We start from the raw sequence: 24,098 nt of genomic DNA, 5'->3' as shown, positions 1-24,098 counted from the left end.
TTATTCCCCCTGACGCTGGTAGTCGTTACGCTGCGCATTCGCGCGGCGTTGGTCCATAATATCGCCCTGACTGGTGGACGATGTGTTGCTTGCTCCAGTGCTGGAAGTCGTTGCTGGCGGCAGACGCAGCAGGTTTGAACTGCTGTCAGTCTTTGCTGCTGGCGCACTACCACCTTTCAGCATTTGATCCAGCGGCAGAACCATCAAATTGCTGCCTTTATCGTTAACCAGGACTTTGCGGGTATTGCTCAGCACTTTTTCCATGGTTTCGATATACAGACGCTCGCGGGTAATTTGCGGTGCGGCTTTATATTCCGGCAGAATTTTTGCGAAGCGAGCCACTTCACCCTGTGCTTCCAGGATTGTCTGAGTCTTATACGCACGCGCTTCTTCCAGAATACGCTGCGCCTGGCCGTTTGCACGCGGCTGAACTTCGTTGGTGTACGCTTCCGCTTCACGGATGTACTGCTGTTCGTTTTCACGTGCTGCGATAGCATCGTCAAACGCGGCTTTTACTTCTTCCGGCGGACGTGCAGCCTGGAAGTTGACGTCCAGCAGGGTGATACCCATGTTGTACGGACGGATCGTTTCTTCCAGTTCACGTTGGGTATCGCTACGAATAACGGTACGCCCTTCGGTCAGGATACGGTCCATGGTGTATTTACCGATAACCCCACGCAGAGCACTGTCGGTAGCCTGACGCAGACTGTCATCCGCGCTGGTTACGCTAAACAGGTAACGCTGCGGATCGGTCACGCGGTACTGTACGTTCATTTCGACGCGCACGACGTTTTCGTCAGAGGTCAGCATGACGCCGGATGCGGCAAGTTCACGCACGGCTTCAACGTTGACCGGTGTCACTTCGTCGACAAAGGTCGGTTTCCAGTTCAGACCCGGTTCAACCAAATGGCTGAATTTACCGAAGCGTGTCACCACGCCGCGTTCCGCTTCTTTAATGGTATAGAAACCGCTGGCCGCCCAGATAATGACGATAGCGGCCGCTGCGATAGTAAAGACTCGACCGCCCAGTTGCGGACGCGGGCCTTGCGATGAACTACCGCCGCCAGAGCCAGTACCTTTACCGCCACCCAGACCACCAAGCTTTTTACTCAGTTTGCGGAAGATATCGTCCAGATCGGGAGGTCCCTGCTCGCGACCACCTTTGTTTCCATTTCCCTCAGGGTTGCCGCCAGGTTTGCTGCTTCCCCAGGGGTCGCGGTCTTGTCCGTTATTACCGGGCTGATTCCACGCCATTTTTGTGCTCCATATTTGTTATGCGATGCTATACCTGCGTCTTTTGCGCTGCCGTTGCGTTGGCTGCGTCCCTCAACGCCAGTCACATAGTTGACTATGCTCCTGGAGATTTCAGGACTTGCCGCCTTCCTGCCGCACAAAATCCACAAGGTATAGAGGCGAAAAAATCTTCAGGCCATATCCGTCAGATCAGACAACATAGTCTTCCAGTGCCGGTTCTTGTTTACAGAGGCGACGCCAGTCTACGATCGGCATACGAACCTGCAGACCTACGCTGCCGTCCTCCTCCATCCACTCTTTTTCTATTGCCTGAAGTTGATAAAACCGGCTTCTCAAACGCCCTTCCTGCGGCGGCAAACGCAACGTATGCTGCGCCACCTCACCGGAAAGTCGCTCAGTCAAAGCCTGAAAAAGTTGTGGTATACCAATCCCCGTTTGCGCTGATACCCAAACGCGAATGGGTTTATTCTCTTCATCTCTGTCGATACGCGGCTCAAAGTCATCCAACATATCGATTTTATTCATCACCAGCAGGGTCGGGATCTCATGCGCATCGATCTCTTCGAGCACCGTATCGACGGCCTCAATGTTTTCCTGCACACGAAAATCTGCTGCATCAATAACGTGCAGCAGCAATGTCGCCTGACGTGTTTCCTGCAAGGTGGCCTTAAACGCCGCCACCAGGTCGTGCGGCAAATGACGGATAAACCCAACGGTATCCGCCAGCACGGTCTCACCCACGTCCGCCACGTCTATTCTGCGTAGCGTCGGGTCCAGGGTCGCAAACAGCTGATCCGCTGCGTAGACCTGGGCTTCGGTGATCTGGTTGAACAGGGTGGATTTTCCGGCGTTGGTATATCCCACCAGTGATACGGTTGGGACATCCGCTTTCTTGCGCGACTGTCGCCCCTGCTCACGTTGCTTTTCAACTTTTTCCAGGCGCGACTGTATCTGCAAAATGCGATTACGCAGCAAACGACGGTCGGTTTCGAGCTGGGTTTCACCCGGACCGCGCAAACCAATCCCGCCCTTTTGCCGTTCAAGGTGAGTCCAGCCACGGACCAGACGCGTAGCCATATGGCGCAACTGCGCCAGCTCAACCTGCAACTTACCCTCATGGGTTCGCGCACGCTGGGCAAAAATATCTAAAATGAGACCAGTCCTGTCGATAACAAGACACTGGCACAACTGTTCCAGGTTACGTTCCTGGGCAGGGCTTAGAGCATGATCAAAAATCACCACCGCAGCGCCAGTCGCTTTTACGGCTTCGGCAATTTCGATTGCCTTACCTTCACCAACAAAATACTTCGGGTGCGGTGCTTTACGGCTCCCGGTAATCACCTGCATTGCTTCGACACCGGCGGAAGAAACCAGAGATTCAAACTCCTGGAGGTCTTCCATATCTTTGTCTTGCGAAAAATAGATGTGTACCAGTACCGCCTGCTCACCGGCATCATAACGGTCAAACAAGCGTCAACCCCTTAATATAAATCAACGGGGAACACAGGATCGCTGGCTCCCCGTATGTAAAACAGCTAATAACCTTATTCGGTTTCTTCGCTGTCCTGTTGCGCAGATGAACCTTGCGCGTTGCTACCGTGATGGTAGTTGCTGCCTGTGCCGCCGGTGGCATTATTGCTGTGATGAGAAACCGGACGAGACGGGACAACAGTAGAAATCGCGTGCTTATAAACCATCTGGCTGACCGTGTTTTTCAACAGGATCACGAACTGATCAAAAGACTCGATTTGACCTTGCAGCTTAATACCATTCACCAAATAAATAGAAACTGGAACACGTTCCCGACGCAGTGCGTTCAGGAACGGATCTTGTAAAGATTGCCCCTTAGCCATTCTCTCTTTTCCTTATATGCTTATTTGTACTTTGAACCTTTCGATTCTGAAAAATTACGCACGATACGTTTCAATTGTACACATTCAGTTCGCGATAGCACCAACAACCTGTAATACTTCGTTTCGCGCCTGGTCAGGCTTTTCACTGTCAAGCCAGTGCACCCCTTCCCAACCACGCAACCAGGTTACCTGTCGCTTCGCCAACTGCCTCGTGGCGCAAACACCTCTATAAACCATTTCATCGTATGAAATTTCACCTTCAATGTATGACCACATCTGGCGATACCCTACACAACGAATGGAAGGCAAATCCGTATGCAAATCTCCACGGGCAAAAAGCGCCCGGACTTCTGCTTCAAAACCTGAAGCTAACATCTGATGAAAACGCTGCTCAATTCGCTGATGGAGCAGTTCACGGCTCGCCGGGGCGATTGCAAACTGATGCACCTGATACGGCAAAGCATCTCCTGACGTTTGCGTCAGCTCCGTTAAAGTTTTACCCGAAATGAAAAAAACTTCCAGTGCCCGGGAAAGTCTTTGCGGATCATTTGGATGAATACGCGCCGCTGCCACGGGATCGATATCCTGAAGCTGTCGGTGTAACGCGTCCCAACCCTGCTCTGCCGCCTGCTGCTCAATTCTGGCCCTGACTTCCGGGTCCGCCGACGGTAACGGCGACAGTCCTTCAAGCAAGGCTTTGAAATATAACATTGTGCCGCCCACCAGCAACGGGATACGGCCCGCGGCGGTGATGTCGGCCATCTCGGCTAACGCATCGCGACGAAAATCCGCAGCGGAGTACGCCTGCGATGGATCGCGGATATCCAGCAATCGGTGCGGTGCGGCCTGTAATTCAGCTGCATCAGGCTTAGCTGTACCGATATCCATCCCCTTGTAAATAAGGGCGGAATCAACGCTTATCAACTCTATGGGCAAAACTTTACGCAATTCAATTGCTAATGCCGTTTTACCGGAGGCCGTTGGCCCCATCAAAAAAATCGCCTTTGGCAGGCTCGCCTTACGGGTATCACTCATGTTTCAGGGCATTCATTACCGAATGTAAATCAACAGGTTGTAACAGACCACCCGGCGGTGCCTTCACGAGTTGTGGGCAGAGCCGCTCAACATCCGCTAACAGCGTAATCGCCTGTGCCATGCTCCACTGTGGATGCTCGCTCATCAGGTTACGTGCGATCCACTGTGCAATATTGCCCGGCTCGAATACGGATTGCTGCGCCAGGTAGCCTATCAGTTCAGGAATCAAGATTTGTAAATTTTGTTGGCGTAAGGGTAAAGGCACCGCCCGGATGGTCACATGCTGCGCATCCAGCTGAAATTCAATGCCCAACTCAGCCAGTTGGCTCTGTCCTTTTTGCAGTGCCGCTTTTTCATCAGCGGTCACTTTTAGACGTAAAGGGATCAGTAACGGTTGAGCACAAACCGCTCCCTGACCCGGCGTTAACTGCGCCTGACGCAACCAACGCTCAGCCACCGGTAATGCCAACAACCGAATATGGCCATCGCACTCGAGTAACGCGCAGTCTGCACCAACTATCGTTAGCACCCGGCCAAAGCCCTGACTGCTGCCAGTCAGAGGCGTCGATGGCGTTTCAGAGACCGGCGTTTTACGCGTTGGAGCCGGCTTCTGCATCAGTTGCTGATAAATTTCGCCCTGCTGCTTTTGGTATCCGGGTTGAGCATGAGGCCAACTGACTCCCGCCTGACGGCCACCGCCACCACTATTGCCACTTCCAGTGCCAGCGGATGCTGAGTACCGCGGTGTCGCATGTTCACGCGCGGGAGCCGGCTCGGCAAAATGGTTGCGTCCAGCAGCAACGCGGTTTTCCGGGATGTGCCTTGGAGCGGGTTCGTCGTCATCAGCCAACGGCAGCGGCGTTTCAAGCTGCTGTTGCAGGACGCTCAACACGCCCTGGTAAATAAAATCGTGCACCAGGCGGGATTGATGGAAACGGACCTCATGTTTAGCTGGGTGTACGTTGACATCCACTTGATGCGGATCGATTTCCAGATACAACACAAAAGCGGGCTGTTGATCGGCTCCCAGCTTATCTTCACAGGCCTGGCGGATAGCATGGTTGATCAGCCGGTCGCGCATCATCCGACCATTCACATAGCAGTACTGGATTTCTGCCAGTGCTGCCGTTGTGTGGTTAGGATCGGCCACCCAGCCGCGCAATGTTAAATCGCCATGCTGCCATTCGATCGCCAGCGCATGCTCCAGAAACGGCGTGCCGCAAATCGCGCCCAGTCGGCGCTCTTTCTGCCCATCCGCGGCCACTGCCCGGTACTGACGCACCACTTTGCCGTTGTGCGACAAATTTATCGTCACATCAAAACGCGCCAGCGCAATGCGGCGAATAATCTCGTCGATATGATTAAATTCGGTTTTCTCGGTGCGCATAAATTTGCGCCGCGCCGGGGTGTTGTAGAACAGATCTAGCACCTCCAGCGTGGTTCCCACCGGATGCGCAGCGGGTTTAACTGTGACATCCATGTCACGCCCTTCGGCATACGCCTGCCAGGCTTCGGGTTGTTCTTGCGTACGCGATGTAAGGGTTAAGCGAGACACGGAGCTGATACTGGCCAGCGCTTCGCCGCGAAATCCGAGGCTCACGATGGCTTCAAGATCGTCAAGCGAGGCTATTTTACTGGTGGCATGACGCGCCAGCGCCAACGCCAGCTCGTCTTTTTTAATCCCGCAGCCGTTGTCACGAATACGGATAAGCTTCGCGCCGCCGCGTTCAATATCGATATCAATGCGCGTCGCACCGGCATCAATGCTGTTTTCCACCAGCTCTTTCACCACTGACGCAGGCCGTTCTACCACCTCGCCTGCGGCAATCTGGTTCGCCAGCTGTGGCGGTAGAACCTGAATCGGCATGGCTAATCCTTAATTTGTTAACGTGTTACCCGGCGATATGGCGCTGGCGGTTTGCGCCGGTGCGCCCTGCGGCCCGGTTTGCATCGGGTGCGCCTGGAAATAGTTACGCAATCCTTTGTAAATCGCCTCAGCCAGTTGCTGCTGGTAATCATCGCTCGCCAACAGACGTTCTTCGCTGTTGTTACTGATAAAGCCAGTTTCAACCAACACTGACGGGATATCAGGCGAACGCAGTACGCCAAGACTGGCGTGTTCTGGACGACGCTTATGCATCGAACCAATACGTTCTAACTGGCCGATCATGCTGGTCGCCACATCATACCCGACGCGCTGCGAATGACCGAACTGCAGATCCAGTACGGCCTGGCTGAGGTAAGGATCGGACTGGCTGTTTGCCAGCACATCGCCCGCGCCGCCCAACAGCTCCGATTGCTTCTCGTGCTGTTCCAGCCAGCCGGCCATCTCACTGTTCGCCCGACGGTTTGACAGCACCCAAACGGAAGCACCTGTGGCATCACGATTTGGCGCGGCATCCGCGTGAATAGAAACCAGGAAATTGGCGTTTTGTTTACGCGCGACGTCTGAACGCCCCATCACCGAGATAAAGTAATCACCATCACGGGTGAGTACGCCTTTAAACATCGGATCATCATTGAGCAAACTGCGCAGCTTGCGCGCAACAGCAATCGTGACGTTTTTCTCACGCGTGCCGCCAGGACCAATAGCGCCAGGATCCTGTCCACCGTGTCCGGCATCAATGGCAATCACCACTTTATCGCCGTTGCTGGAACTGGCGCGCGCCGCAGGGCGCGTGGAGGTATTGCTGTTAGTCACAGCCGTAGTGCGATCGTTTTCTGCTTTAAACGGATTTCGCGCTGGCTCGACAGGACGTGGGGCAACAATCGGCGCTTCAACACGCTTTGCAACCACGGGAGGCGGCGGCGGTGGCGTATCAGCGTTGATGGTAAACACGACGGTATAATTGCCGCCGTTCTGGCGTTTTACTGCTTCGGCTTTACCGTTCTCGGTTAAATCCACCACCAGGCGCAGAGACTGCGCATCTTTTGGCGTGCCGGAACGGATAGATTTCACCAGATTATTGCCGCTAAACAGCAGCGGTAATCCCTGAATCACACCGGTTTGTTTAATATCCAGCGTGACGGTTCGTTTCCCGTCCTGCGAAACGGCATATTCAGGATCGCCAATAAAGCTCAGCGTAATCCGCGCCTGTTGATCGCCATTGGACACCTGAAGATCGGAGAGGCTGGCGGCCCCTGCCTGCGCGCACAGCAGGACCAGGGTTGCCATCAGCCAGTTTCTGATGCGATAAATCATCCCGCCACCCTTAAGGTTAATCGGCTAAACGCGCCAGCAATAAATCACCTGATGAGGAGACTGCGCTTACACGCGCCTCTCGACCTTGCGCCTGGTATTCAATGTGTATTTCGACGTCCGGGTCTGGCAGTACACCTTTACCTTGTTGCGGCCATTCCACCAGGCAGATGGCATCATTGGCAAAATAATCGCGGATCCCCATAAATTCCAGCTCCTCTGGGTCCGCAAGTCGGTATAAATCGAAGTGATATACCATCAAGTTATCGAGTGAATAGGGTTCAACCAGCGTGTAGGTGGGGCTTTTTACATTACCTTTATGACCTAACGCCTGCAGAAATCCCCGGCTGAAGGTGGTTTTACCCGCCCCCAGGTCGCCGTACAAATATATAACCGTCGCGCCGTCACAGGCTTTGGCTACCCGCAGTCCCAGGTCTAAAGTCGCCTGCTCATCAGGTAGTGGAATTACTCGATTCATCATGATAAACGTCAATCACATCAGGGTTAACAATACGCTGTAGCGTGGTAAAGAGATCCGTCGCCAGCATGCCACGCGTACCAAAACGCGCCGCTAGCACATCCGCCGTCGCTCCGTGCGCAACACATCCCGCACATGCTGCATCATACGGGGTAAGCTTCTGTCCGAGCAATGCGCCAATAATACCGGAAAGCACATCCCCCATTCCGCCGCTGGCCATCCCGGCATTGCCGGTATCAATAATACCCAACTCCGCCTGTTCAGCAGCAACAACCGTACCCGCGCCTTTCAGCACCACCACGCCTCCGTACCGTTTTACCAGACGTTGTGCACAAAGTAAGCGATCGTCTTCAATTTCTGCAATGGAACAACCCAGCAGTCGCGCGGCTTCACCTGGATGCGGCGTGATCACGCGATTGTGACGTTTATCGGGGTTGATTGCCAGCAGGTTCAGCGCATCCGCATCCCAGAGCATCGGTTTGCGAAAATTCTCCACTTTTTGCAGCGCTTTTTTGCCCCACTCCTGCTGACCAAGCCCGGGGCCTATCACCACTACATCCGCCCACGCCAGGCTCTCTTCCAGCGTCTGCGGCGTCAGCGCATCGACCATCAGTTCCGGTCTGGCTGTCAAAATAGGCGCAATGTTTTCACTGCGCGTCAGCACTTTGACCAGCCCGGCACCTGCTCGCAGCGCGGCTTCCCCGGCCATGCGTATTGCGCCAGCCGTACCGTGGTCACCGCCGATAATCACCAGCCGCCCGTGGGAGCCTTTGTGCGAGGTGGGTCGACGCGGCGTTAGCCAGTGCGCAAGCTGTTGAGCATCAAAACGTTGTATTGGCGCATTCTGCCCCGCCAGCCAGTCGCCCAGCCCAAGTGCGTTAACATGCAGACGCCCGGTGACATCGCGCGCTTTACCGGTGAGCAGGCCCGGCTTGAGTGCAATAAAGGTAATGGTATGCGCTGCGTTGATGACCGCGCCCGGCGTCGCTCCCGTCTGCGCCAGCAGGCCAGAGGGAATATCTATCGCCACGGTGGGGGCTGGGTGAGAATTGGCACGTTCAATCAATACCGAGAGAGACTCACGCGGCGCATGTTTTAAGCCAGTGCCTGACAGCGCATCAATAATGACGTCCACGTTATTTGGCCAATTGATATCCGCCGCGTGAATGACGCCACCAGCGTTAAGCCAGGCATCACGTGCCTGCTTCGCCTCCTCGGGGAGCGGTTTGTCACTTTCCTGCGCCAGCAACGTAACTTCAAGACCCAGCGCTTTGGCAAGTCTTGCCACTACGTAACCATCGCCGCCGTTGTTGCCATGACCACATAGCACCAGCCAGTGCCGGGCGTTCGGATAAGCCTCACGAGTGACCTGAAACGCCGCCTCTCCCGCCCGTTGCATGAGTTCGTAAAGCGTCAGCCCTGAACTGTCTGCCGCCTCTCGCTCCATCCGCCTGATGTCATCGGCGTGCCAGATGGAGTGTGGTATACTTGCGGGGTTTTTCTTCATTGTATGGTCCGTCATGTCAGAGCCCCTCGATCTCAATCAGTTAGCGCAAAATATTAAGCAGTGGGGGCTGGAGCTTGGCTTTCAGCAGGTCGGGATTGCCGATACCGACCTCAGCGAAGCGGAACCCAAACTGCAGGCCTGGCTGGATAAACAATACCACGGCGAGATGGACTGGATGGCCCGTCACGGCATGATGCGCGCCCGACCTCACGAATTATTGCCCGGTACGCTACGTGTCATCAGCGTACGTATGAACTATCTTCCAGCCAATGCGGCCTTCGCCAGCACATTGAAGAATCCTTCTCTGGGTTACGTCAGCCGTTACGCGCTGGGGCGCGACTATCATAAGCTGCTACGTAACCGCTTAAAAAAGCTGGGAGAGATGATTCAACAGCACTGCGTTTCGCTGAATTTTAGACCTTTTGTCGATTCTGCGCCCATTCTTGAGCGTCCGTTAGCGGAAAAAGCTGGGCTTGGCTGGACAGGTAAGCACTCACTTATCCTCAATCGCGAAGCAGGTTCATTTTTCTTCCTCGGGGAATTACTGATCGATTTACCCTTGCCGATCGACCAACCAGTAGAAGAAGGATGCGGGAAATGCGTCGCCTGCATGACCATCTGTCCCACCGGGGCCATTGTTGAACCCTATACGGTGGATGCGCGCCGCTGTATCTCTTATCTCACTATCGAACTGGAAGGCGCGATCCCGGAAGAATTTCGTCCCTTGATGGGGAATCGAATTTATGGCTGCGATGATTGCCAGCTTATTTGCCCGTGGAACCGCTATTCACAGTTGACGGCAGAGGATGACTTCAACCCGCGCAAGCAGCTTCATGCTCCGGAGTTAATAGAGCTGTTTAGCTGGAGCGAAGCGTGGTTTTTAAAAGTCACGGAAGGGTCTGCCATTCGTCGTATTGGCCACCTGCGCTGGCTGCGAAATATCGCCGTTGCGTTGGGTAATGCTCCCTGGAATGAAGCCGTTCTTCACGCACTGGAAAGTCGCAGAGGTGAGCACCCACTTCTCGACGAACACATAGAGTGGGCGGTTGCTCAGCAAATCGAGAAGAGAAATGCCTGCGTAGTTGAGGTGCAGCTACCGCAGAAACAACGTTTGGTCAGGGTCATTGAGAAGGGTCTGCCGCGCGACGCTTAAGTCATCCACAGCTTGTGTATAAAAATAAAAACACATTGATATTCAAGAGGGAAAAAATCGTCAAGTGATCGTATTAACAATTTGAAATGATAATTAAATTAATAATTTCAGATAGTTAAAATGATACTATTCACCCGGCGAAGTTTTTTGCATTCCAGGAATAATACCCGAACCTGTGGATAAGTCTGTTTACAAGAGTATGTCAATGACGAAACAAAACGTCCCCAACGCGATTATTCGTTGTGGATATTTTTATTGGGGTAAGAATTTGGAGCGGGAAACGAGACTCGAACTCGCGACCCCGACCTTGGCAAGGTCGTGCTCTACCAACTGAGCTATTCCCGCTTAATCTTCGTCTTTCGAACCACTACTGCGTTGGCTGCCTTCATTCGCCTGAGTCACTTACTTCAGTAAGCTCCTAAGGACTCATTCAGTTGCCGCCTTGTCGCAATTCGAAATCCTGCGATTTGGTGGTCTGTGCTTAACAAGCACTTTCAAATTTTGGAGCGGGAAACGAGACTCGAACTCGCGACCCCGACCTTGGCAAGGTCGTGCTCTACCAACTGAGCTATTCCCGCATAATCTTCGTCTTTCGAACCGTTACTGCGTTGGCTGCCTTCATTCGCCTGAGTCACTTACTTTAGTAAGCTCCTAAGGACTCATTCAGTTGTCGCCTTGTCGCAATTCGAAATCCTGCGATTGGTGGTCTGTGCTTTACAAGCATTTTCAAATTTTGGAGCGGGAAACGAGACTCGAACTCGCGACCCCGACCTTGGCAAGGTCGTGCTCTACCAACTGAGCTATTCCCGCAAATCTGTACTGCTTTTGTTGCTGTCGTAATTCGCATTTCTGCGTCGTTACGGGAGGCGCATTATACGAGAAATCCGTTTAGCTGCAACCCCCCTGAAAGCGTTTTTTTTGAAAATTCGTTCAAGTGATTAATTTGCAATCAAGCTGAACAATTTAGCGTCAAAAAACCGGTGGCGCAAGCCACCGGAGAACAAAATCAAAGATTAATAAAATGTTCGCGATAGTAAGCAAGCTCAGCAACAGATTCACGAATGTCGTCCATCGCCTGATGTGTTCCCTGCTTGGTGAAGCCCGCAAGGATTTCCGGCTTCCAACGACGCGCCAGTTCTTTGAGCGTACTGACGTCCAGATAGCGATAATGGAAATACGCCTCCAGCTCCGGCATATATTTAAACAGGAAACGACGATCCTGCCCGATGCTGTTGCCGCAGATAGGTGATTTCCCTTCCGGAACCCACTCTTTCAAAAAAGCCAGCGTGGCCAGTTCAGCTTCACGATCGCCCATGGTGCTCGCCTTCACGCGCTCCACCAGCCCGCTACCGGTATGCGTACGTACGTTCCAGTCATCCATTAATGCCAGCTGTTCGTCGGACTGGTGCACTGCAATTGTCGGTCCTTCAGCCAGAATATTCAGGTTGGCATCCGTCACCAGCGTGGCGATCTCAATAATGCGATCGCGCTCGGGATCCAGACCTGTCATCTCCAGATCGATCCAAATCAGGTTGTTTTCATTGGCACTCATGCTATTTTCCACCCTTCAGCGTCACATTCAGTGTGACTACATTGATCTAAAATTGTGTGTATCATAAATGTTTTGCCCATCATGGGCGACCAGGAGCCAGTCCGATTGAGTAAGAATAAACTCTCCAAAGGCCAACAGCGCCGTGTGAACGCCAATCACCAGCGTCGTCTTAAAACGTCCACGGAGAAGCCCGACTACGACGACAACCTGTTTGGCGAAACCGCTGAAGGCATCGTTATCAGCCGTTTTGGCATGCATGCCGACGTAGAGTCTGCTGACGGTGAAATTCACCGTTGCAACATCCGCCGTACAATTCGCTCGCTGGTTACTGGCGATCGCGTAGTCTGGCGCCCGGGTAAAGCGGCAGCTGAAGGCGTGAATGTCAAAGGTATCGTTGAAGCGGTACACGATCGTACTTCAGTACTGACACGCCCCGACTTTTACGACGGGGTAAAGCCTATTGCCGCCAACATCGACCAGATCGTTATTGTCTCAGCCATCTTACCCGAGCTGTCACTCAATATTATCGACCGGTATCTGGTAGCCTGCGAAACGCTACACGTTGAACCGATTATCGTGCTGAATAAGATCGATCTGCTGGATGATGAAGGCATGGCCTTCGTTAACGAACAGATGGATATCTATCGCAACATTGGCTATCGGGTGTTGATGGTATCAAGCCGCACAAAAGACGGCCTGAAACCGCTTGAAGAAGCATTAACCGATCGCATCAGCATTTTTGCCGGTCAATCGGGCGTAGGTAAATCCAGCCTGCTCAATAATCTCCTCGGCCTGCAGGAAGAGATCCTGACCAATGATGTCTCTGACAACTCCGGCCTTGGACAGCACACCACCACGGCCTCTCGCCTGTATCACTTCCCGCACGGCGGCGACGTTATCGACTCCCCTGGCGTACGTGAGTTTGGACTGTGGCATCTGGAGCCGGAACAAATCACGCATGGCTTTGTCGAATTTCATGACTACCTGGGCCATTGCAAATACCGCGACTGCAAGCATGATACCGATCCAGGCTGCGCTATCCGTGAGGCTGTAGAAAAAGGGGCCATAGCCGAAACCCGGTTTGAAAATTATCACCGCATCCTGGAAAGCATGGCGCAGGTAAAAACGCGTAAAAACTTTTCTGATACAGACAACTGACAACTAAGCTAAGCATCGCTAGAATCGTCCCCCTTTTTTCAGGATCCGGCCCGTATGCCGGATCGGGAACAAATTATGGCCTGGAGGCTACCTTGTTAAACTCATTTAAGCTTTCGCTACAATACATTCTGCCGAAACTATGGCTCACTCGCCTGGCGGGTTGGGGTGCGAGCAAACGAGCGGGATGGCTGACCAAACTGGTTATCGATCTGTTCGTGAAATATTACAAGGTCGATATGAAAGAGGCGCAAAAGCCGGACACCGCCAGCTATCGCACCTTCAACGACTTCTTTGTTCGCCCGCTGCGCGATGATGCTCGCCCGATTAATACCGATCCAAACGTACTGGTCATGCCCGCTGACGGTGTGATTAACCAGTTAGGCAACATCGAGGAAGACAAACTGCTGCAGGCTAAAGGGCACAGCTATACCCTTGAAGCGCTGCTGGCTGGCAACTATCAGATGGCGGACAAATTCCGCAACGGTACGTTTGTGACCACTTACTTGTCTCCACGCGATTACCACCGTGTACACATGCCGTGTAACGGTATCCTGCGTGAAATGATGTATGTGCCGGGCGATCTCTTCTCTGTAAACATCCTGACTGCGCAAAACGTACCGAACCTGTTTGCCCGCAACGAACGTGTAATCTGTCTGTTTGATACCGAATTTGGCCCGATGGTGCAGATTCTGGTCGGCGCGACCATCGTCGGCAGTATTGAAACCGCATGGGCTGGCACCATTACTCCACCGCGTGAAGGCGTCATCAAGCGCTGGACCTGGCCGGAAGGCGAAAGCGAAGGGTCGGTGGCGCTGCTGAAAGGTCAGGAAATGGGCCGCTTTAAGCTCGGTTCCACCGTCATCAACCTGTTCGCACCTGGCAAAGTTAACCTGGTTGAGCAGTTGCAGGATCTTTCCGTGACTAAAATCGGCCAGCCAATGGCCATCTCGACCGAGACTTTCGTGATGCCAGAGGCAGAACCGGCCCCGCTGGCGAAAGAAGAGATCGAAGCAGAACACGATGCCAGCCCGCTGGTTGACGACAAAAAAGACGAAAGTTAAACATAGGAATCGCTGCTGTGCGCCTGATTATCACTTTTCTGATGGCCTGGTGCCTCAGCCTGGGGGCGTACGCTGCGACGGCCCCCGATGCCAAACAACTCACCCAGGAACTGGAGCAGGCAAAAGCGGCAAAACCCGCTCAGCCAGAAACCGTTGAGGCGCTCCAGTCCGCGCTGAATGCCCTTGAGGAGCGTAAAGGCTCTCTCGAGCGTGCCCAGCAATATCAGCAGGTTATTGATAACTTCCCCAAGCTGTCCGCAACGTTACGCGCGCAGCTTAGTAACCTGCGTGATGAACCGCGCAATGTGCCAACCGGACTCACTACCGATGCGTTAAACCAGGAGATCCTCCAGGTTAGCAGCCAACTGCTGGAAAAGAGTCGTCAGGCCCAACAGGAGCAGGATCGCGCCCGGGAAATCGCCGACTCGTTAAGCCAGCTTCCTCAACAGCAAACCGATGCCCGCCGCCAGCTCAATGAGCTTGAGCGACGCATTGGTACCGCCAACGGTAATTCCGCACAGAATCAGGCGATGCAGGCTGAATCCGCCAAACTTAAAGCCCAGGTCGATGAACTGGAGCTGGCGCAGCTTTCCGCCAATAACCGTCAGGAACTGGCGCGTATGCGCTCCGAACTGGCGGAAAAACAGAGTCAACAACTCGACGCTTACCTGCAGGCTTTGCGCAACCAGCTTAACAGTCAACGTCAGCGTGAAGCTGAGCGAGCGCTGGAAAGCACCGAACTGCTGGCGGAAAACAGCGCGGGACTGCCGGAGGGTATTGTCGACCAGTTCAAGGTAAACCGCGAGCTGTCTCAGGCCTTAAACCAGCAAGCACAGCGTATGGATCTGGTCGCTTCGCAGCAGCGTCAGGCCGCCAGCCAAACGCTGCAGGTGCGTCAGGCATTGAATACGCTGCGAGAGCAGTCTCAGTGGCTTGGGGTTTCAAATATGCTGGGAGAAGCGCTGCGAGCGCAGGTATCCCGTCTGCCGGAAATGCCTAAACCTCAGCAGTTGGATACCGAAATGGCGCAGCTTCGCGTACACCGCATGCGCTATGAGGATCTCCTCAACAAACAGCCGCAGCTGCGTCAAATTCATCAGGCCGATGGACAACCGCTGACCGCTGAACAGAGCAGCATCCTCAACGCCCAGCTACGCACCCAGCGTGAGTTGCTGAACTCATTGTTACAGGGCGGCGATACGCTGATCCTTGAGCTGACCAAGCTCAAAGTTTCCAACAGCCAACTGGAAGATGCGCTAAAAGAGGTCAATGAAGCGACACACCGCTACCTGTTCTGGACGTCAGACGTTAGCCCTATCTCGCTCTCCTGGCCTGTCGACATCGTTCAGGATCTGCGGCGTCTGATCTCATTAGATACGTTTAATCAGTTGGGCAAAGCCAGCATCATGATGCTGACCAGCAAAGAAACGCTGCTACCGCTGTTCGCGGCGTTGGTGTTAGTTGGCTTTAGCCTCTCTTCGCGCAAGCACTTCACCCGTTTCCTTGAACGCTCGTCCGCGCGGGTCGGGAAAGTCACCCAGGACCACTTCTGGCTGACAATACGCACGGTATTCTGGTCAATACTCGTCGCTTCACCATTGCCAGTGTTGTGGGCAACGCTCGGTTACGGATTGCAGGAAGCCTGGCCTTATCCGTTGGCTGTCGCGATCGGCGATGGCGTTACCGCCACGGTGCCCATGCTGTGGGCGGTAATGATCTGCGCCACCTTTGCACGCCCCAACGGTCTGTTCATTGCCCACTTTGGCTGGCCGCGGAACCGCGTCGCGAAAGCTATGCACTATTACCTGATGAGCATTGGGCTGATTGTCCCGCTGATCATGGCGGTGATTATGTTTGATAACCTCAATGACCGGGAATTCTCCGCCTCACTGGGACGTCTGTGCTTTATTCTGATTTGCGGTGCGCTGGCGGTCGTAACCCTGAGCCTGAAACGCGCCGGGATACCGCTGTACCTCGATAAAGAGGGCAACAGCGATAACATGGTCAACAGCATGCTGTGGAATATGCTGATGGGTGCGCCGCTGATTGCCATTCTCGCCGCGGCAGTAGGCTACCTCGCCACGTCACAAGCCCTGCTGGCACGTCTGGAAACGTCTGTAGCGATTTGGTTCTTATTACTGGTGGTGTATCACGTTATCCGCCGTTGGATGCTGATTCAGCGTCGCCGCCTGGCGTTTGACCGCGCCAAGCATCGACGCGCTGAAATGCTGGCGCAGCGCGCGCGGGGCGAAGAAGAACCACCGCATTCCACCAGCCTTGAAGGCGCGATTGACGTTGATGAAAGCGAAGTGGATCTGGATGCTATCAGCGCGCAATCGCTGCGCCTGGTACGTTCTATCCTGATGCTTATCGCCCTGCTCTCGGTCATTGTACTGTGGTCAGAAATTCATTCCGCTTTCGGCTTCCTGGAAAACATCTCGTTGTGGGATGTCACCTCCACGGTTCAGGGCGTGGAAAGCTTAGAACCGATAACGCTGGGCGCGGTGCTTATCGCGATTCTGGTATTCATCATCACCACCCAGTTAGTGCGCAACCTACCCGCACTGCTGGAGCTGGCACTACTGCAACATCTGGATTTAACCCCCGGCACCGGTTATGCCATCACCACCATTACCAAGTATTTGCTGATGCTGATTGGCGGTCTGGTTGGTTTCTCGATGATCGGTATTGAATGGTCCAAACTGCAATGGCTGGTGGCGGCTCTCGGTGTCGGTCTGGGCTTTGGTTTGCAGGAGATCTTCGCCAACTTTATTTCCGGCCTGATTATCCTGTTTGAAAAACCAATCCGCATTGGCGACACGGTGACGATTCGCGATCTTACCGGTAGCGTGACGAAAATTAATACCCGCGCCACCACTATCAGCGACTGGGACCGCAAAGAGATCATCGTGCCCAACAAAGCCTTTATCACTGAACAGTTTATCAACTGGTCGTTATCCGATTCCGTTACCCGTGTGGTGTTAACCATCCCGGCACCGTCTGAGGCGAATAGCGAGGAGGTTACGCAGATCCTGCTGACTGCCGCGCAGCGCTGTTCGCTGGTTATCGATAATCCGGCACCTGAAGTCTTCCTGGTTGACCTGCAGCAGGGGATTCAAATCTTCGAACTGCGTATTTATGCCGCAGAGATGGGACATCGCATGCCGCTGCGCCATGAAATCCATCAACTGATTCTGGCAGGCTTCCGCGAGCACGGTATTGATATGCCGTTCCCTCCGTTCCAGATGCGTCTGGAGAGCCTCGGCGGTAAGCAAACAGGGAGAACATTAAGTTCTGCAGGAAGAGGCAGTCGCCCGGCAGGGAGTTTGTAACGCACAATGCAGGCAAGAAATGCCGGATGGCGACCCGTTGGGTCTAATCCGGCCTACGGGTCTGCAATTAACCTGTAGGCCCGATAAGCTTGCGCCATCGGGCATTTCATCGCCGACCACAGACATTTTCGGGCTTAATATGCGTCCGGATCGGCAACAGGCAATAAACGCCAGATGGCCTTTATTCCACCGCCCACTCAGGCTCGTTGGTCGTGCGACGGCTGTAGTTCTGATAAATCGCCATCGCCAGCAGTGAGAAGAAGATCGGACCGCCGGTCATCCACAGTGCGCTGTTCCAGTCTCCGGCTTCAATTACCGGCTGGATGATGGTGAACACGTTAGCAAACGTCACCACCAGCACGACCACTCCCGTTGCCAGCAGCGTCGCCGCTCGGGTTTTAAAGACAACAAACGGCCTTTCCAGACCCGGACGGGATTTAAAGAACGGGAACGCCAGCGCCAGGAACAGATACGGCAGCGTCATCGAGACATTCGCCATTAGCGTCAGTTTGTTATAGAACGCCGAAGCCGTATCGCCACCAAATGAAACCAACAGGATAAACAGGCTCACCAGCAGGCACTGTAACCACATTGCCGTCGTCGGCATCCCTACGGCATTAAGTTTGGTCATCGGCGCGGGCCACAACGCCTTCGGCGTGCCCTGAATAATCGCTTTCAGCGGTGAGTAGCTGAGGGTGAAAAAAGCGCCGGTATAGGCAAGGAACATGGAAAGCCCGGTAATACGTGCAAACCATACGCCCATCACCATTGCGGCATCAGGGGAAAGATGTAGCGCATTACCCAACGTCATTCCGAGGCTTTTCATCAGGATATAGGTAATATTCCCGAGGTTAACTGAGCTATTACTTAATACCTGCTGCCAGTTAGTGCTAACGCCCCATAAAAAGATGGCCAGTGAATAACCAACAGAAATGACAATAGCGGCAAAGACAATGCCTTTTGCAAAGTTCTTTTCTGGTTTTTCTGTTTTATCAACCAGTCCCCCCACAGCTTCAATTCCGCCGTAAGCAAAAATGGCAAACACAACAAATGACAACATTGCCAGTCCAGACTGATATCCGGGATTAGGCGAAGAGATGAAATTAATATCCTGTGCAAAGTGGCCACCAGTTAATAACAAAATAGCGACACTCACTAACAACAGAACTAAATTAAGACACATTACGGCAATTCCACCTACAGCCGTAATACGCGCAATCTTATTAATACCCCGGGATGCCACGCAGGTCACCAGGATCATCCAACCGACTGCGAGCAGTCCGACAACCTGCGTAGGCTCAAGCCCTGCAATACGCCAGTGCTGCGTCATGTCTGCGCCAAACAAGAAGGTTGAAAAAGGTACCCAGACTTTCGCCGCAGTACTAACCATCCATATCACATAAGAAGAAAACCACATAAACGTGCCGATAAACGCATAGCGTGGTCCAACGCTATTATTCATCCACGAATAGATTCCCCCCTCTTCTTTCCGATAGGCAGAACCCATTTCCGCCATCATTAAAGCAAATGGAATAAAGAATAATAATGCAGAAAATATATACCACGGTATTGCACTATACCCCATTAAATAGAACGCGGAGGGGCTATTAGCAAAACCGAAAACTGACGTAAATATCATGAGAATGAGACCTATCAGGCTCATCTTTTTTATTGTTTGGGTCATTAAACCATCCCTTACTCTGGCAAGCGTTTAACAAACGCCGCTCACCGGTTGGCACTGCTCTCTTTGCAGAGTTCAGCGATAAAAAAAACAACACAGAATTGATACCTAAACGATATCAAATATCCAGGTGTAAATTGTGGCTATTAGAGGGGAAATGAAAAAATATGCTACAAAGTGGCGATTAAGCCACCACTTTGTATTGCAGAAGAGTAAGTTATGCGCGATCGACTGTAAATGCGATTACCTCGGCCAGGCTCTCTGCGCCCAGCGCCAGCATCACCAGACGGTCAACGCCCAGCGCCACGCCTGAGCAATCCGGCATGCCGACTTTCAGCGCTTCCAGCAGGTTGGTATCGATAGGTTGCTGTGGTAAGCCTCGTGCGGCACGTTTGCGGTTATCCTGTTCAAACCGCTGCTGCTGTTCGCGCGCGTCGGTCAATTCATGGAAACCATTCGCCAGCTCAATACCTTTGTAATAAACCTCGAAACGTTCAGCCACGCGGTGATCTTCGGTACTGATTTGCGCCAGTGATGCCTGGCTGGCCGGGAAATGATACACAAACGTCGGCTTGTCTTTACCAATATGCGGTTCAACACCCATCGTAAACAGCAGTTGCAGTAAGGTATCCCGGTCTTCTTCGGTATCAGCGATATTGCTGAGATCCAATTTCGCCGCCACTTCCCGCAGTTGGGTTTTATCCGCAGACAGCGGGTCAATCTCCAGATGGCGCTGGAAGGCCTGCTGGTAAGAAAGGCTTTCCGCAGGTGAGCAGTCCAGCACCTGCTGGAGCAAATCATCCACTTCATTCATCAGGCGATACATATCGTAGTGCGGACGATACCACTCAAGCATGGTGAATTCAGGGTTATGATGGCGCCCCATCTCTTCATTACGGAAGCTGCGGCACAGTTGATACACCGGGCCGCATCCTGCCACCAGCAGGCGCTTCATATGGTATTCAGGGCTGGTCATTAAATAGAGATTCATTCCCTGGGAGTGTCCAGGGCCAACGAAACGCGTTTCGAACGGGAACAGGTGGATGTCCGTTACCGTTGCCTGACTCATACAAGGGGTCTCAACCTCAAGCACGCCACGATCGGCAAAAAAGCGGCGAATCTCCGCTATAATTGCTGCACGTTTCAACAGATTGGGGATGGACGCGCTCGGCTGCCAGGTTGCCGTTTCGCTCATGGTTGTTTCTCCGATTTATGACAAGGGCACGAAGTCTACTCGTATCGCGCTAACGAGACAAATTTCAGGCAGCACTAATCATCACTGGCAATTGGATAAAAAAAGCGACTTAGGGTGGTTTAGTAATTAAATTAATCAAATTCAATGATAATTCCCCCCTATGACACGCTAAAAAAATCGAACACGTCAAATTTCCCGCACATCCCTAAGACTATACTATTGTACCTATAAAGGAGCAGTGGAAACGCGTTCATAACCTGTTTGAAGCCGATGAAGCATCTGATTTCAGGCAGGGATGAAATAACAACAATCTGGAGGAATGTCGTGCAAACCTTTCAAGCCGATCTTGCCATTATAGGCGCCGGTGGCGCGGGATTACGTGCTGCAATTGCTGCCGCACAAGCAAATCCCAACGCTAAAATCGCACTGATCTCAAAAGTGTACCCAATGCGCAGCCATACCGTTGCTGCCGAAGGCGGCTCTGCTGCTGTCGCGCAGGATCATGACAGCTTTGACTACCATTTTCACGATACGGTAGCAGGCGGAGACTGGCTGTGTGAGCAGGATGTCGTGGATTACTTTGTCCACCACTGCCCAACTGAAATGACGCAACTGGAACAATGGGGCTGCCCATGGAGCCGTCGTGAAGACGGTAGCGTCAACGTACGTCGCTTCGGCGGCATGAAAATCGAGCGTACCTGGTTTGCCGCGGATAAGACCGGCTTCCACATGCTGCATACGCTGTTCCAAACATCTTTGCAGTTCCCGCAGATTCAGCGCTTTGACGAACACTTCGTTCTGGATATCCTGGTTGACGACGGTCATGCTCGCGGCCTGGTTGCCATGAACATGATGGAAGGCACGCTGGTGCAAATCCGTGCTAACGCTGTTGTTATGGCAACGGGCGGCGCAGGTCGTGTTTACCGTTACAACACCAACGGCGGCATCGTAACCGGCGACGGTATGGGCATGGCGCTGAGCCACGGCGTTCCGCTGCGTGATATGGAATTCGTTCAGTATCACCCAACAGGTCTGCCAGGCTCCGGTATCCTGATGACTGAAGGCTGCCGTGGTGAAGGCGGTATTCTGGTCAACAAAAACGGCTACCGTTATCTGCAAGACTACGGCATGGGTCCGGAAACCCCGCTGGGCGAGCCAAAAAACAAATACATGGAACTCGGTCCGCGCGACAAAGTTTCTCAGGCGTTCTGGCACGAATGGCGCAAAGGCAACACCATTTCCACTCCGCGTGGCGATGTGGTTCACCTCGACCTGCGTCACCTCGGCGAGAAAAAACTGCTCGAACGTTTACCGTTCATCTGCGAACTGGCGAAAGCTTACGTGGGTGTCGATCCGGTTAAAGAACCGATCCCGGTACGTCCGACCGCGCACTACACCATGGGCGGTATCGAAACCGATCAGCACTGTGAAACCCGCATTAAAGGTCTGTTCGCTGTCGGCGAATGTTCCTCTGTTGGTCTGCATGGCGCTAACCGTCTGGGCTCTAACTCCCTGGCAGAACTGGTGGTCTTCGGTCGTATGGCCGGTGAGCAGGCAGCAGAACGCGCTGCAACGGCTGGCGCTGCAAACAGTGCCGCTCTTGATGCACAGGTTGCTGGCGTTGAAAAACGTCTGAAAGATCTGGTTAACCAGGAAGGTAACGAAAACTGGTCTAAGATCCGTGACGAAATGGGCCTGTCCATGGAAGAAGGTTGCGGTATCTACCGTACGCCGGAACTCATGCAGAAAACCGTTGATAAGCTGGCGGAACTGCAGGAACGCTTCAAGCGCGTACGTATCACTGATACCTCCAGCGTCTTCAACACCGACCTGCTGTATACCATCGAACTGGGTCACGGTCTGAACGTTGCTGAATGTATGGCGCACTCTGCTCTGGCGCGTAAAGAATCCCGCGGCGCGCACCAGCGTCTGGATGAAGGCTGCACCGAGCGTGACGATGTGAACTTCCTCAAACACACCCTCGCCTTCCGCGATGCTGACGGCACGACTCGCCTGGAATATAGCGACGTGAAAATCACCACTCTGCCACCGGCTAAACGTGTTTACGGTGGCGAAGCGGAAGCAGCCGATAAGAAGGAGAAGGCGAATGGCTGAGATGAAAAACCTGAAAGTTGAGGTGGTGCGCTATAACCCGGAAACCGATACCGCGCCGCACAGTGCTTTCTACGAAGTTCCTTATGATGAAACCACGTCACTGCTGGATGCGCTGGGTTACATCAAGGATAACCTGGCACCGGACCTGAGCTACCGCTGGTCCTGCCGTATGGCGATCTGCGGCTCCTGCGGCATGATGGTCAACAATGTACCGAAACTGGCATGCAAAACCTTCCTGCGTGATTACACCAACGGCATGAAGGTTGAAGCGCTGGGCAACTTCCCGATTGAGCGCGATCTGGTCGTCGACATGACGCACTTTATCGAAAGCCTGGAAGCGATCAAACCGTACATTATCGGTAACCCGCGTACACCGGATCAGGGTCCAAACACCCAGACTCCGGCGCAGATGGCGAAGTATCATCAGTTCTCCGGTTGCATCAACTGTGGTCTGTGCTATGCCGCGTGTCCGCAGTTCGGCCTGAACCCTGAGTTCATTGGACCGGCTGCGATTACGCTGGCGCATCGTTACAACGAAGATAGCCGCGACCACGGTAAGAAGGAGCGTATGGCTCAGTTGAACAGCCCGAACGGCGTCTGGACCTGTACTTTCGTGGGCTACTGCTCCGAAGTCTGCCCGAAACACGTCGATCCGGCTGCGGCCATTCAGCAGGGTAAAGTTGAAAGTTCAAAAGACTTTCTTATCGCTACCCTGAAACCACGCTAAGGAGTGCACGATGACGACTAAACGTAAAGCCTATGTGCGGCCAATGACGTCCACCTGGTGGAAAAAGCTGCCATTTTATCGTTTTTACATGCTGCGTGAAGGCACGGCAGTTCCGGCAGTCTGGTTCAGCATTGAACTGATTATCGGCCTGTTTGCACTCAAGCATGGTGCAGAGTCCTGGATGGGCTTTGTCGCCTTTTTGCAAAACCCGGTGGTGGTAATCCTTAACATTATCGCCCTGGCAGCAGCGCTGCTGCATACCAAAACCTGGTTTGAGCTGGCGCCAAAAGCAGCCAACATCATCGTTAAAGACGAAAAAATGGGGCCAGAGCCGATCATCAAAGGTCTCTGGGCAGTTACTGTGGTTGCGACAGTAGTCATACTGTTTGTTGCCCTGTTCTGGTAAGGAGTCCGGAATGATTAATCCAAATCCAAAACGCTCTGACGAACCCGTATTCTGGGGCCTGTTTGGTGCAGGCGGTATGTGGAGCGCAATCATTGCGCCAGTAATGATCCTGCTGGTAGGCATTATGCTGCCGCTGGGCTTTGTTCCTGATGCTTTCAGCTATGAACGCGTACTGGCATTCGCTCAGAGCTTCATCGGACGTGCGTTTCTGTTCCTGATGATCGTTCTGCCGCTGTGGTGTGGTTTACACCGTATGCACCACGCGATGCATGACCTGAAAATCCACGTGCCTGCTGGCAAATGGGTCTTCTACGGACTGGCAGCAATCCTGACCGTTGTAACGGCTATTGGTATTCTGACCATCTAAGTACATGCGTTAATTATCAGGCCCG

At 53.3% G+C, this 24,098-nt stretch carries 19 protein-coding genes and 3 tRNA genes; 8 read left to right on the top strand and 14 right to left on the bottom strand.

The features are described from left to right. The 8 genes from hflK to nnr form a co-directional block, all read right to left on the bottom strand. Positions 1–1,254 (bottom strand): FtsH protease activity modulator HflK, encoded by a 1,254-nt coding sequence (hflK, locus tag ACHHZ7_RS15480; protein ID WP_008786005.1) that lies wholly within the window; start codon positions 1,252–1,254, stop codon positions 1–3. Positions 1,255–1,443: 189 nt separating this feature from the next. Beyond that, positions 1,444–2,724 (bottom strand): ribosome rescue GTPase HflX, encoded by a 1,281-nt coding sequence (hflX, locus tag ACHHZ7_RS15475; protein ID WP_003830495.1) that lies wholly within the window; start codon positions 2,722–2,724, stop codon positions 1,444–1,446. Positions 2,725–2,798: 74 nt separating this feature from the next. Further along, positions 2,799–3,107, bottom strand: a complete 309-nt coding sequence (gene hfq / locus ACHHZ7_RS15470) for an RNA chaperone Hfq (protein WP_003025584.1) — start codon at positions 3,105–3,107, stop codon at positions 2,799–2,801. An 84-nt stretch (positions 3,108–3,191) separates the two neighbouring features. Continuing rightward, on the bottom strand, positions 3,192–4,142 hold the full coding sequence (miaA, locus tag ACHHZ7_RS15465) for a tRNA (adenosine(37)-N6)-dimethylallyltransferase MiaA (RefSeq protein ID WP_008786004.1): 951 nt from the start codon (positions 4,140–4,142) through the stop codon (positions 3,192–3,194). Then, positions 4,135–6,009 carry a DNA mismatch repair endonuclease MutL gene (gene mutL, locus ACHHZ7_RS15460; protein ID WP_060682849.1) on the bottom strand — a complete coding sequence of 625 codons (1,875 nt, stop codon included), beginning with the start codon at positions 6,007–6,009 and terminating at the stop codon, positions 4,135–4,137. The genes miaA and mutL overlap by 8 nt, the downstream gene beginning before the upstream one ends. A gap of 9 nt (positions 6,010–6,018) precedes the next feature. Then, positions 6,019–7,344 carry an N-acetylmuramoyl-L-alanine amidase AmiB gene (gene amiB / locus ACHHZ7_RS15455; RefSeq protein WP_060682850.1) on the bottom strand — a complete coding sequence of 442 codons (1,326 nt, stop codon included), beginning with the start codon at positions 7,342–7,344 and terminating at the stop codon, positions 6,019–6,021. 16 nt (positions 7,345–7,360) lie between these two features. Next, positions 7,361–7,822, bottom strand: a complete 462-nt coding sequence (gene tsaE, locus ACHHZ7_RS15450) for a tRNA (adenosine(37)-N6)-threonylcarbamoyltransferase complex ATPase subunit type 1 TsaE (RefSeq protein WP_008786002.1) — start codon at positions 7,820–7,822, stop codon at positions 7,361–7,363. Continuing rightward, positions 7,794–9,341 carry a bifunctional ADP-dependent NAD(P)H-hydrate dehydratase/NAD(P)H-hydrate epimerase gene (nnr, locus tag ACHHZ7_RS15445; protein ID WP_060682851.1) on the bottom strand — a complete coding sequence of 516 codons (1,548 nt, stop codon included), beginning with the start codon at positions 9,339–9,341 and terminating at the stop codon, positions 7,794–7,796. Before nnr ends, tsaE begins: the two co-directional genes overlap by 29 nt. Between nnr and queG the strand changes: the two genes are divergently transcribed. Then, positions 9,340–10,479 carry a tRNA epoxyqueuosine(34) reductase QueG gene (gene queG, locus ACHHZ7_RS15440; protein ID WP_060682852.1) on the top strand — a complete coding sequence of 380 codons (1,140 nt, stop codon included), beginning with the start codon at positions 9,340–9,342 and terminating at the stop codon, positions 10,477–10,479. The two genes, nnr and queG, sit on opposite strands and share 2 nt — an antisense overlap. A gap of 269 nt (positions 10,480–10,748) precedes the next feature. Here the strand turns inward: queG and ACHHZ7_RS15435 are convergent. The 4 genes from ACHHZ7_RS15435 to orn form a co-directional block, all read right to left on the bottom strand. Further along, positions 10,749–10,824, bottom strand: a tRNA-Gly gene (locus ACHHZ7_RS15435). Between the two features lie 157 nt (positions 10,825–10,981). Beyond that, positions 10,982–11,057 (bottom strand) — tRNA-Gly (locus ACHHZ7_RS15430). A gap of 156 nt (positions 11,058–11,213) precedes the next feature. After that, a tRNA-Gly gene (locus ACHHZ7_RS15425) sits at positions 11,214–11,289 on the bottom strand. 196 nt (positions 11,290–11,485) lie between these two features. Beyond that, positions 11,486–12,031: an oligoribonuclease gene (gene orn / locus ACHHZ7_RS15420; RefSeq protein ID WP_020996267.1), complete on the bottom strand. Its 546-nt coding sequence runs from the start codon at positions 12,029–12,031 to the stop codon at positions 11,486–11,488. A 105-nt stretch (positions 12,032–12,136) separates the two neighbouring features. On the opposite strand from orn, the gene rsgA reads away from it, so the two are divergent. The 3 genes from rsgA (at position 12,137) to mscM (ending at position 17,582) form a co-directional block, all read left to right on the top strand. Further along, the gene (gene rsgA / locus ACHHZ7_RS15415) at positions 12,137–13,189 is read left to right on the top strand and encodes a small ribosomal subunit biogenesis GTPase RsgA (protein WP_170974257.1); all 1,053 of its coding nucleotides are present in this window, start codon (positions 12,137–12,139) and stop codon (positions 13,187–13,189) included. Positions 13,190–13,281: 92 nt separating this feature from the next. Next, positions 13,282–14,250 (top strand): archaetidylserine decarboxylase, encoded by a 969-nt coding sequence (gene asd / locus ACHHZ7_RS15410; RefSeq protein WP_060682853.1) that lies wholly within the window; start codon positions 13,282–13,284, stop codon positions 14,248–14,250. 17 nt (positions 14,251–14,267) lie between these two features. Continuing rightward, positions 14,268–17,582: a miniconductance mechanosensitive channel MscM gene (gene mscM, locus ACHHZ7_RS15405; RefSeq protein WP_008785996.1), complete on the top strand. Its 3,315-nt coding sequence runs from the start codon at positions 14,268–14,270 to the stop codon at positions 17,580–17,582. Between the two features lie 181 nt (positions 17,583–17,763). On the opposite strand, the gene yjeM is transcribed toward mscM, so the two are convergent. Both yjeM and epmA read right to left on the bottom strand, forming a co-directional pair. Next, positions 17,764–19,266, bottom strand: coding sequence for a glutamate/gamma-aminobutyrate family transporter YjeM (yjeM, locus tag ACHHZ7_RS15400; RefSeq protein ID WP_008785995.1), 1,503 nt, complete (start codon positions 19,264–19,266; stop codon positions 17,764–17,766). A gap of 214 nt (positions 19,267–19,480) precedes the next feature. Further along, positions 19,481–20,458: an elongation factor P--(R)-beta-lysine ligase gene (gene epmA / locus ACHHZ7_RS15395; RefSeq protein WP_003830517.1), complete on the bottom strand. Its 978-nt coding sequence runs from the start codon at positions 20,456–20,458 to the stop codon at positions 19,481–19,483. A gap of 324 nt (positions 20,459–20,782) precedes the next feature. On the opposite strand from epmA, the gene frdA reads away from it, so the two are divergent. The 4 genes from frdA to frdD are packed head-to-tail and all read left to right on the top strand — an operon-like array spanning position 20,783 to position 24,073. Beyond that, a complete protein-coding gene (gene frdA, locus ACHHZ7_RS15390) occupies positions 20,783–22,573 on the top strand; it encodes a fumarate reductase (quinol) flavoprotein subunit (RefSeq protein ID WP_003830519.1) in 1,791 nt (596 codons plus the stop codon). Continuing rightward, a complete protein-coding gene (frdB, locus tag ACHHZ7_RS15385) occupies positions 22,566–23,300 on the top strand; it encodes a fumarate reductase iron-sulfur protein (RefSeq protein WP_003025540.1) in 735 nt (244 codons plus the stop codon). The genes frdA and frdB overlap by 8 nt, the downstream gene beginning before the upstream one ends. Positions 23,301–23,310: 10 nt before the next feature. Further along, complete coding sequence (gene frdC, locus ACHHZ7_RS15380; protein ID WP_003025537.1) at positions 23,311–23,706, top strand: fumarate reductase subunit FrdC; 396 nt, start codon at positions 23,311–23,313, stop codon at positions 23,704–23,706. A 10-nt stretch (positions 23,707–23,716) separates the two neighbouring features. Continuing rightward, positions 23,717–24,073 carry a fumarate reductase subunit FrdD gene (frdD, locus tag ACHHZ7_RS15375; RefSeq protein WP_003025535.1) on the top strand — a complete coding sequence of 119 codons (357 nt, stop codon included), beginning with the start codon at positions 23,717–23,719 and terminating at the stop codon, positions 24,071–24,073. Positions 24,074–24,098 lie beyond the last annotated feature (25 nt).

Source organism: Citrobacter freundii complex sp. 2024EL-00216, assembly GCF_043945515.1.
GTDB classification, from domain to species: domain Bacteria; phylum Pseudomonadota; class Gammaproteobacteria; order Enterobacterales; family Enterobacteriaceae; genus Citrobacter; species Citrobacter portucalensis.
The sequence above is the reverse complement of the archived record's forward strand: the minus strand, read 5'-3'. Positions and strand labels throughout refer to the sequence as shown.

Coding starts and splice junctions, on each gene's coding strand:
- frdB (WP_003025540.1), top strand. CDS start 22,566: ATGGCTGAGATGAAAAACCTGAAAGTTGAGGTGGTGCGCTATAACCCG.
- orn (WP_020996267.1), bottom strand. CDS start 12,031: ATGAGTGCCAATGAAAACAACCTGATTTGGATCGATCTGGAGATGACA.
- miaA (WP_008786004.1), bottom strand. CDS start 4,142: ATGAGTGATACCCGTAAGGCGAGCCTGCCAAAGGCGATTTTTTTGATG.
- tsaE (WP_008786002.1), bottom strand. CDS start 7,822: ATGATGAATCGAGTAATTCCACTACCTGATGAGCAGGCGACTTTAGAC.
- hflK (WP_008786005.1), bottom strand. CDS start 1,254: ATGGCGTGGAATCAGCCCGGTAATAACGGACAAGACCGCGACCCCTGG.
- nnr (WP_060682851.1), bottom strand. CDS start 9,341: ATGACGGACCATACAATGAAGAAAAACCCCGCAAGTATACCACACTCC.
- epmA (WP_003830517.1), bottom strand. CDS start 20,458: ATGAGCGAAACGGCAACCTGGCAGCCGAGCGCGTCCATCCCCAATCTG.
- frdC (WP_003025537.1), top strand. CDS start 23,311: ATGACGACTAAACGTAAAGCCTATGTGCGGCCAATGACGTCCACCTGG.
- hfq (WP_003025584.1), bottom strand. CDS start 3,107: ATGGCTAAGGGGCAATCTTTACAAGATCCGTTCCTGAACGCACTGCGT.
- amiB (WP_060682850.1), bottom strand. CDS start 7,344: ATGATTTATCGCATCAGAAACTGGCTGATGGCAACCCTGGTCCTGCTG.
- mutL (WP_060682849.1), bottom strand. CDS start 6,009: ATGCCGATTCAGGTTCTACCGCCACAGCTGGCGAACCAGATTGCCGCA.
- yjeM (WP_008785995.1), bottom strand. CDS start 19,266: ATGACCCAAACAATAAAAAAGATGAGCCTGATAGGTCTCATTCTCATG.
- queG (WP_060682852.1), top strand. CDS start 9,340: ATGTCAGAGCCCCTCGATCTCAATCAGTTAGCGCAAAATATTAAGCAG.
- frdD (WP_003025535.1), top strand. CDS start 23,717: ATGATTAATCCAAATCCAAAACGCTCTGACGAACCCGTATTCTGGGGC.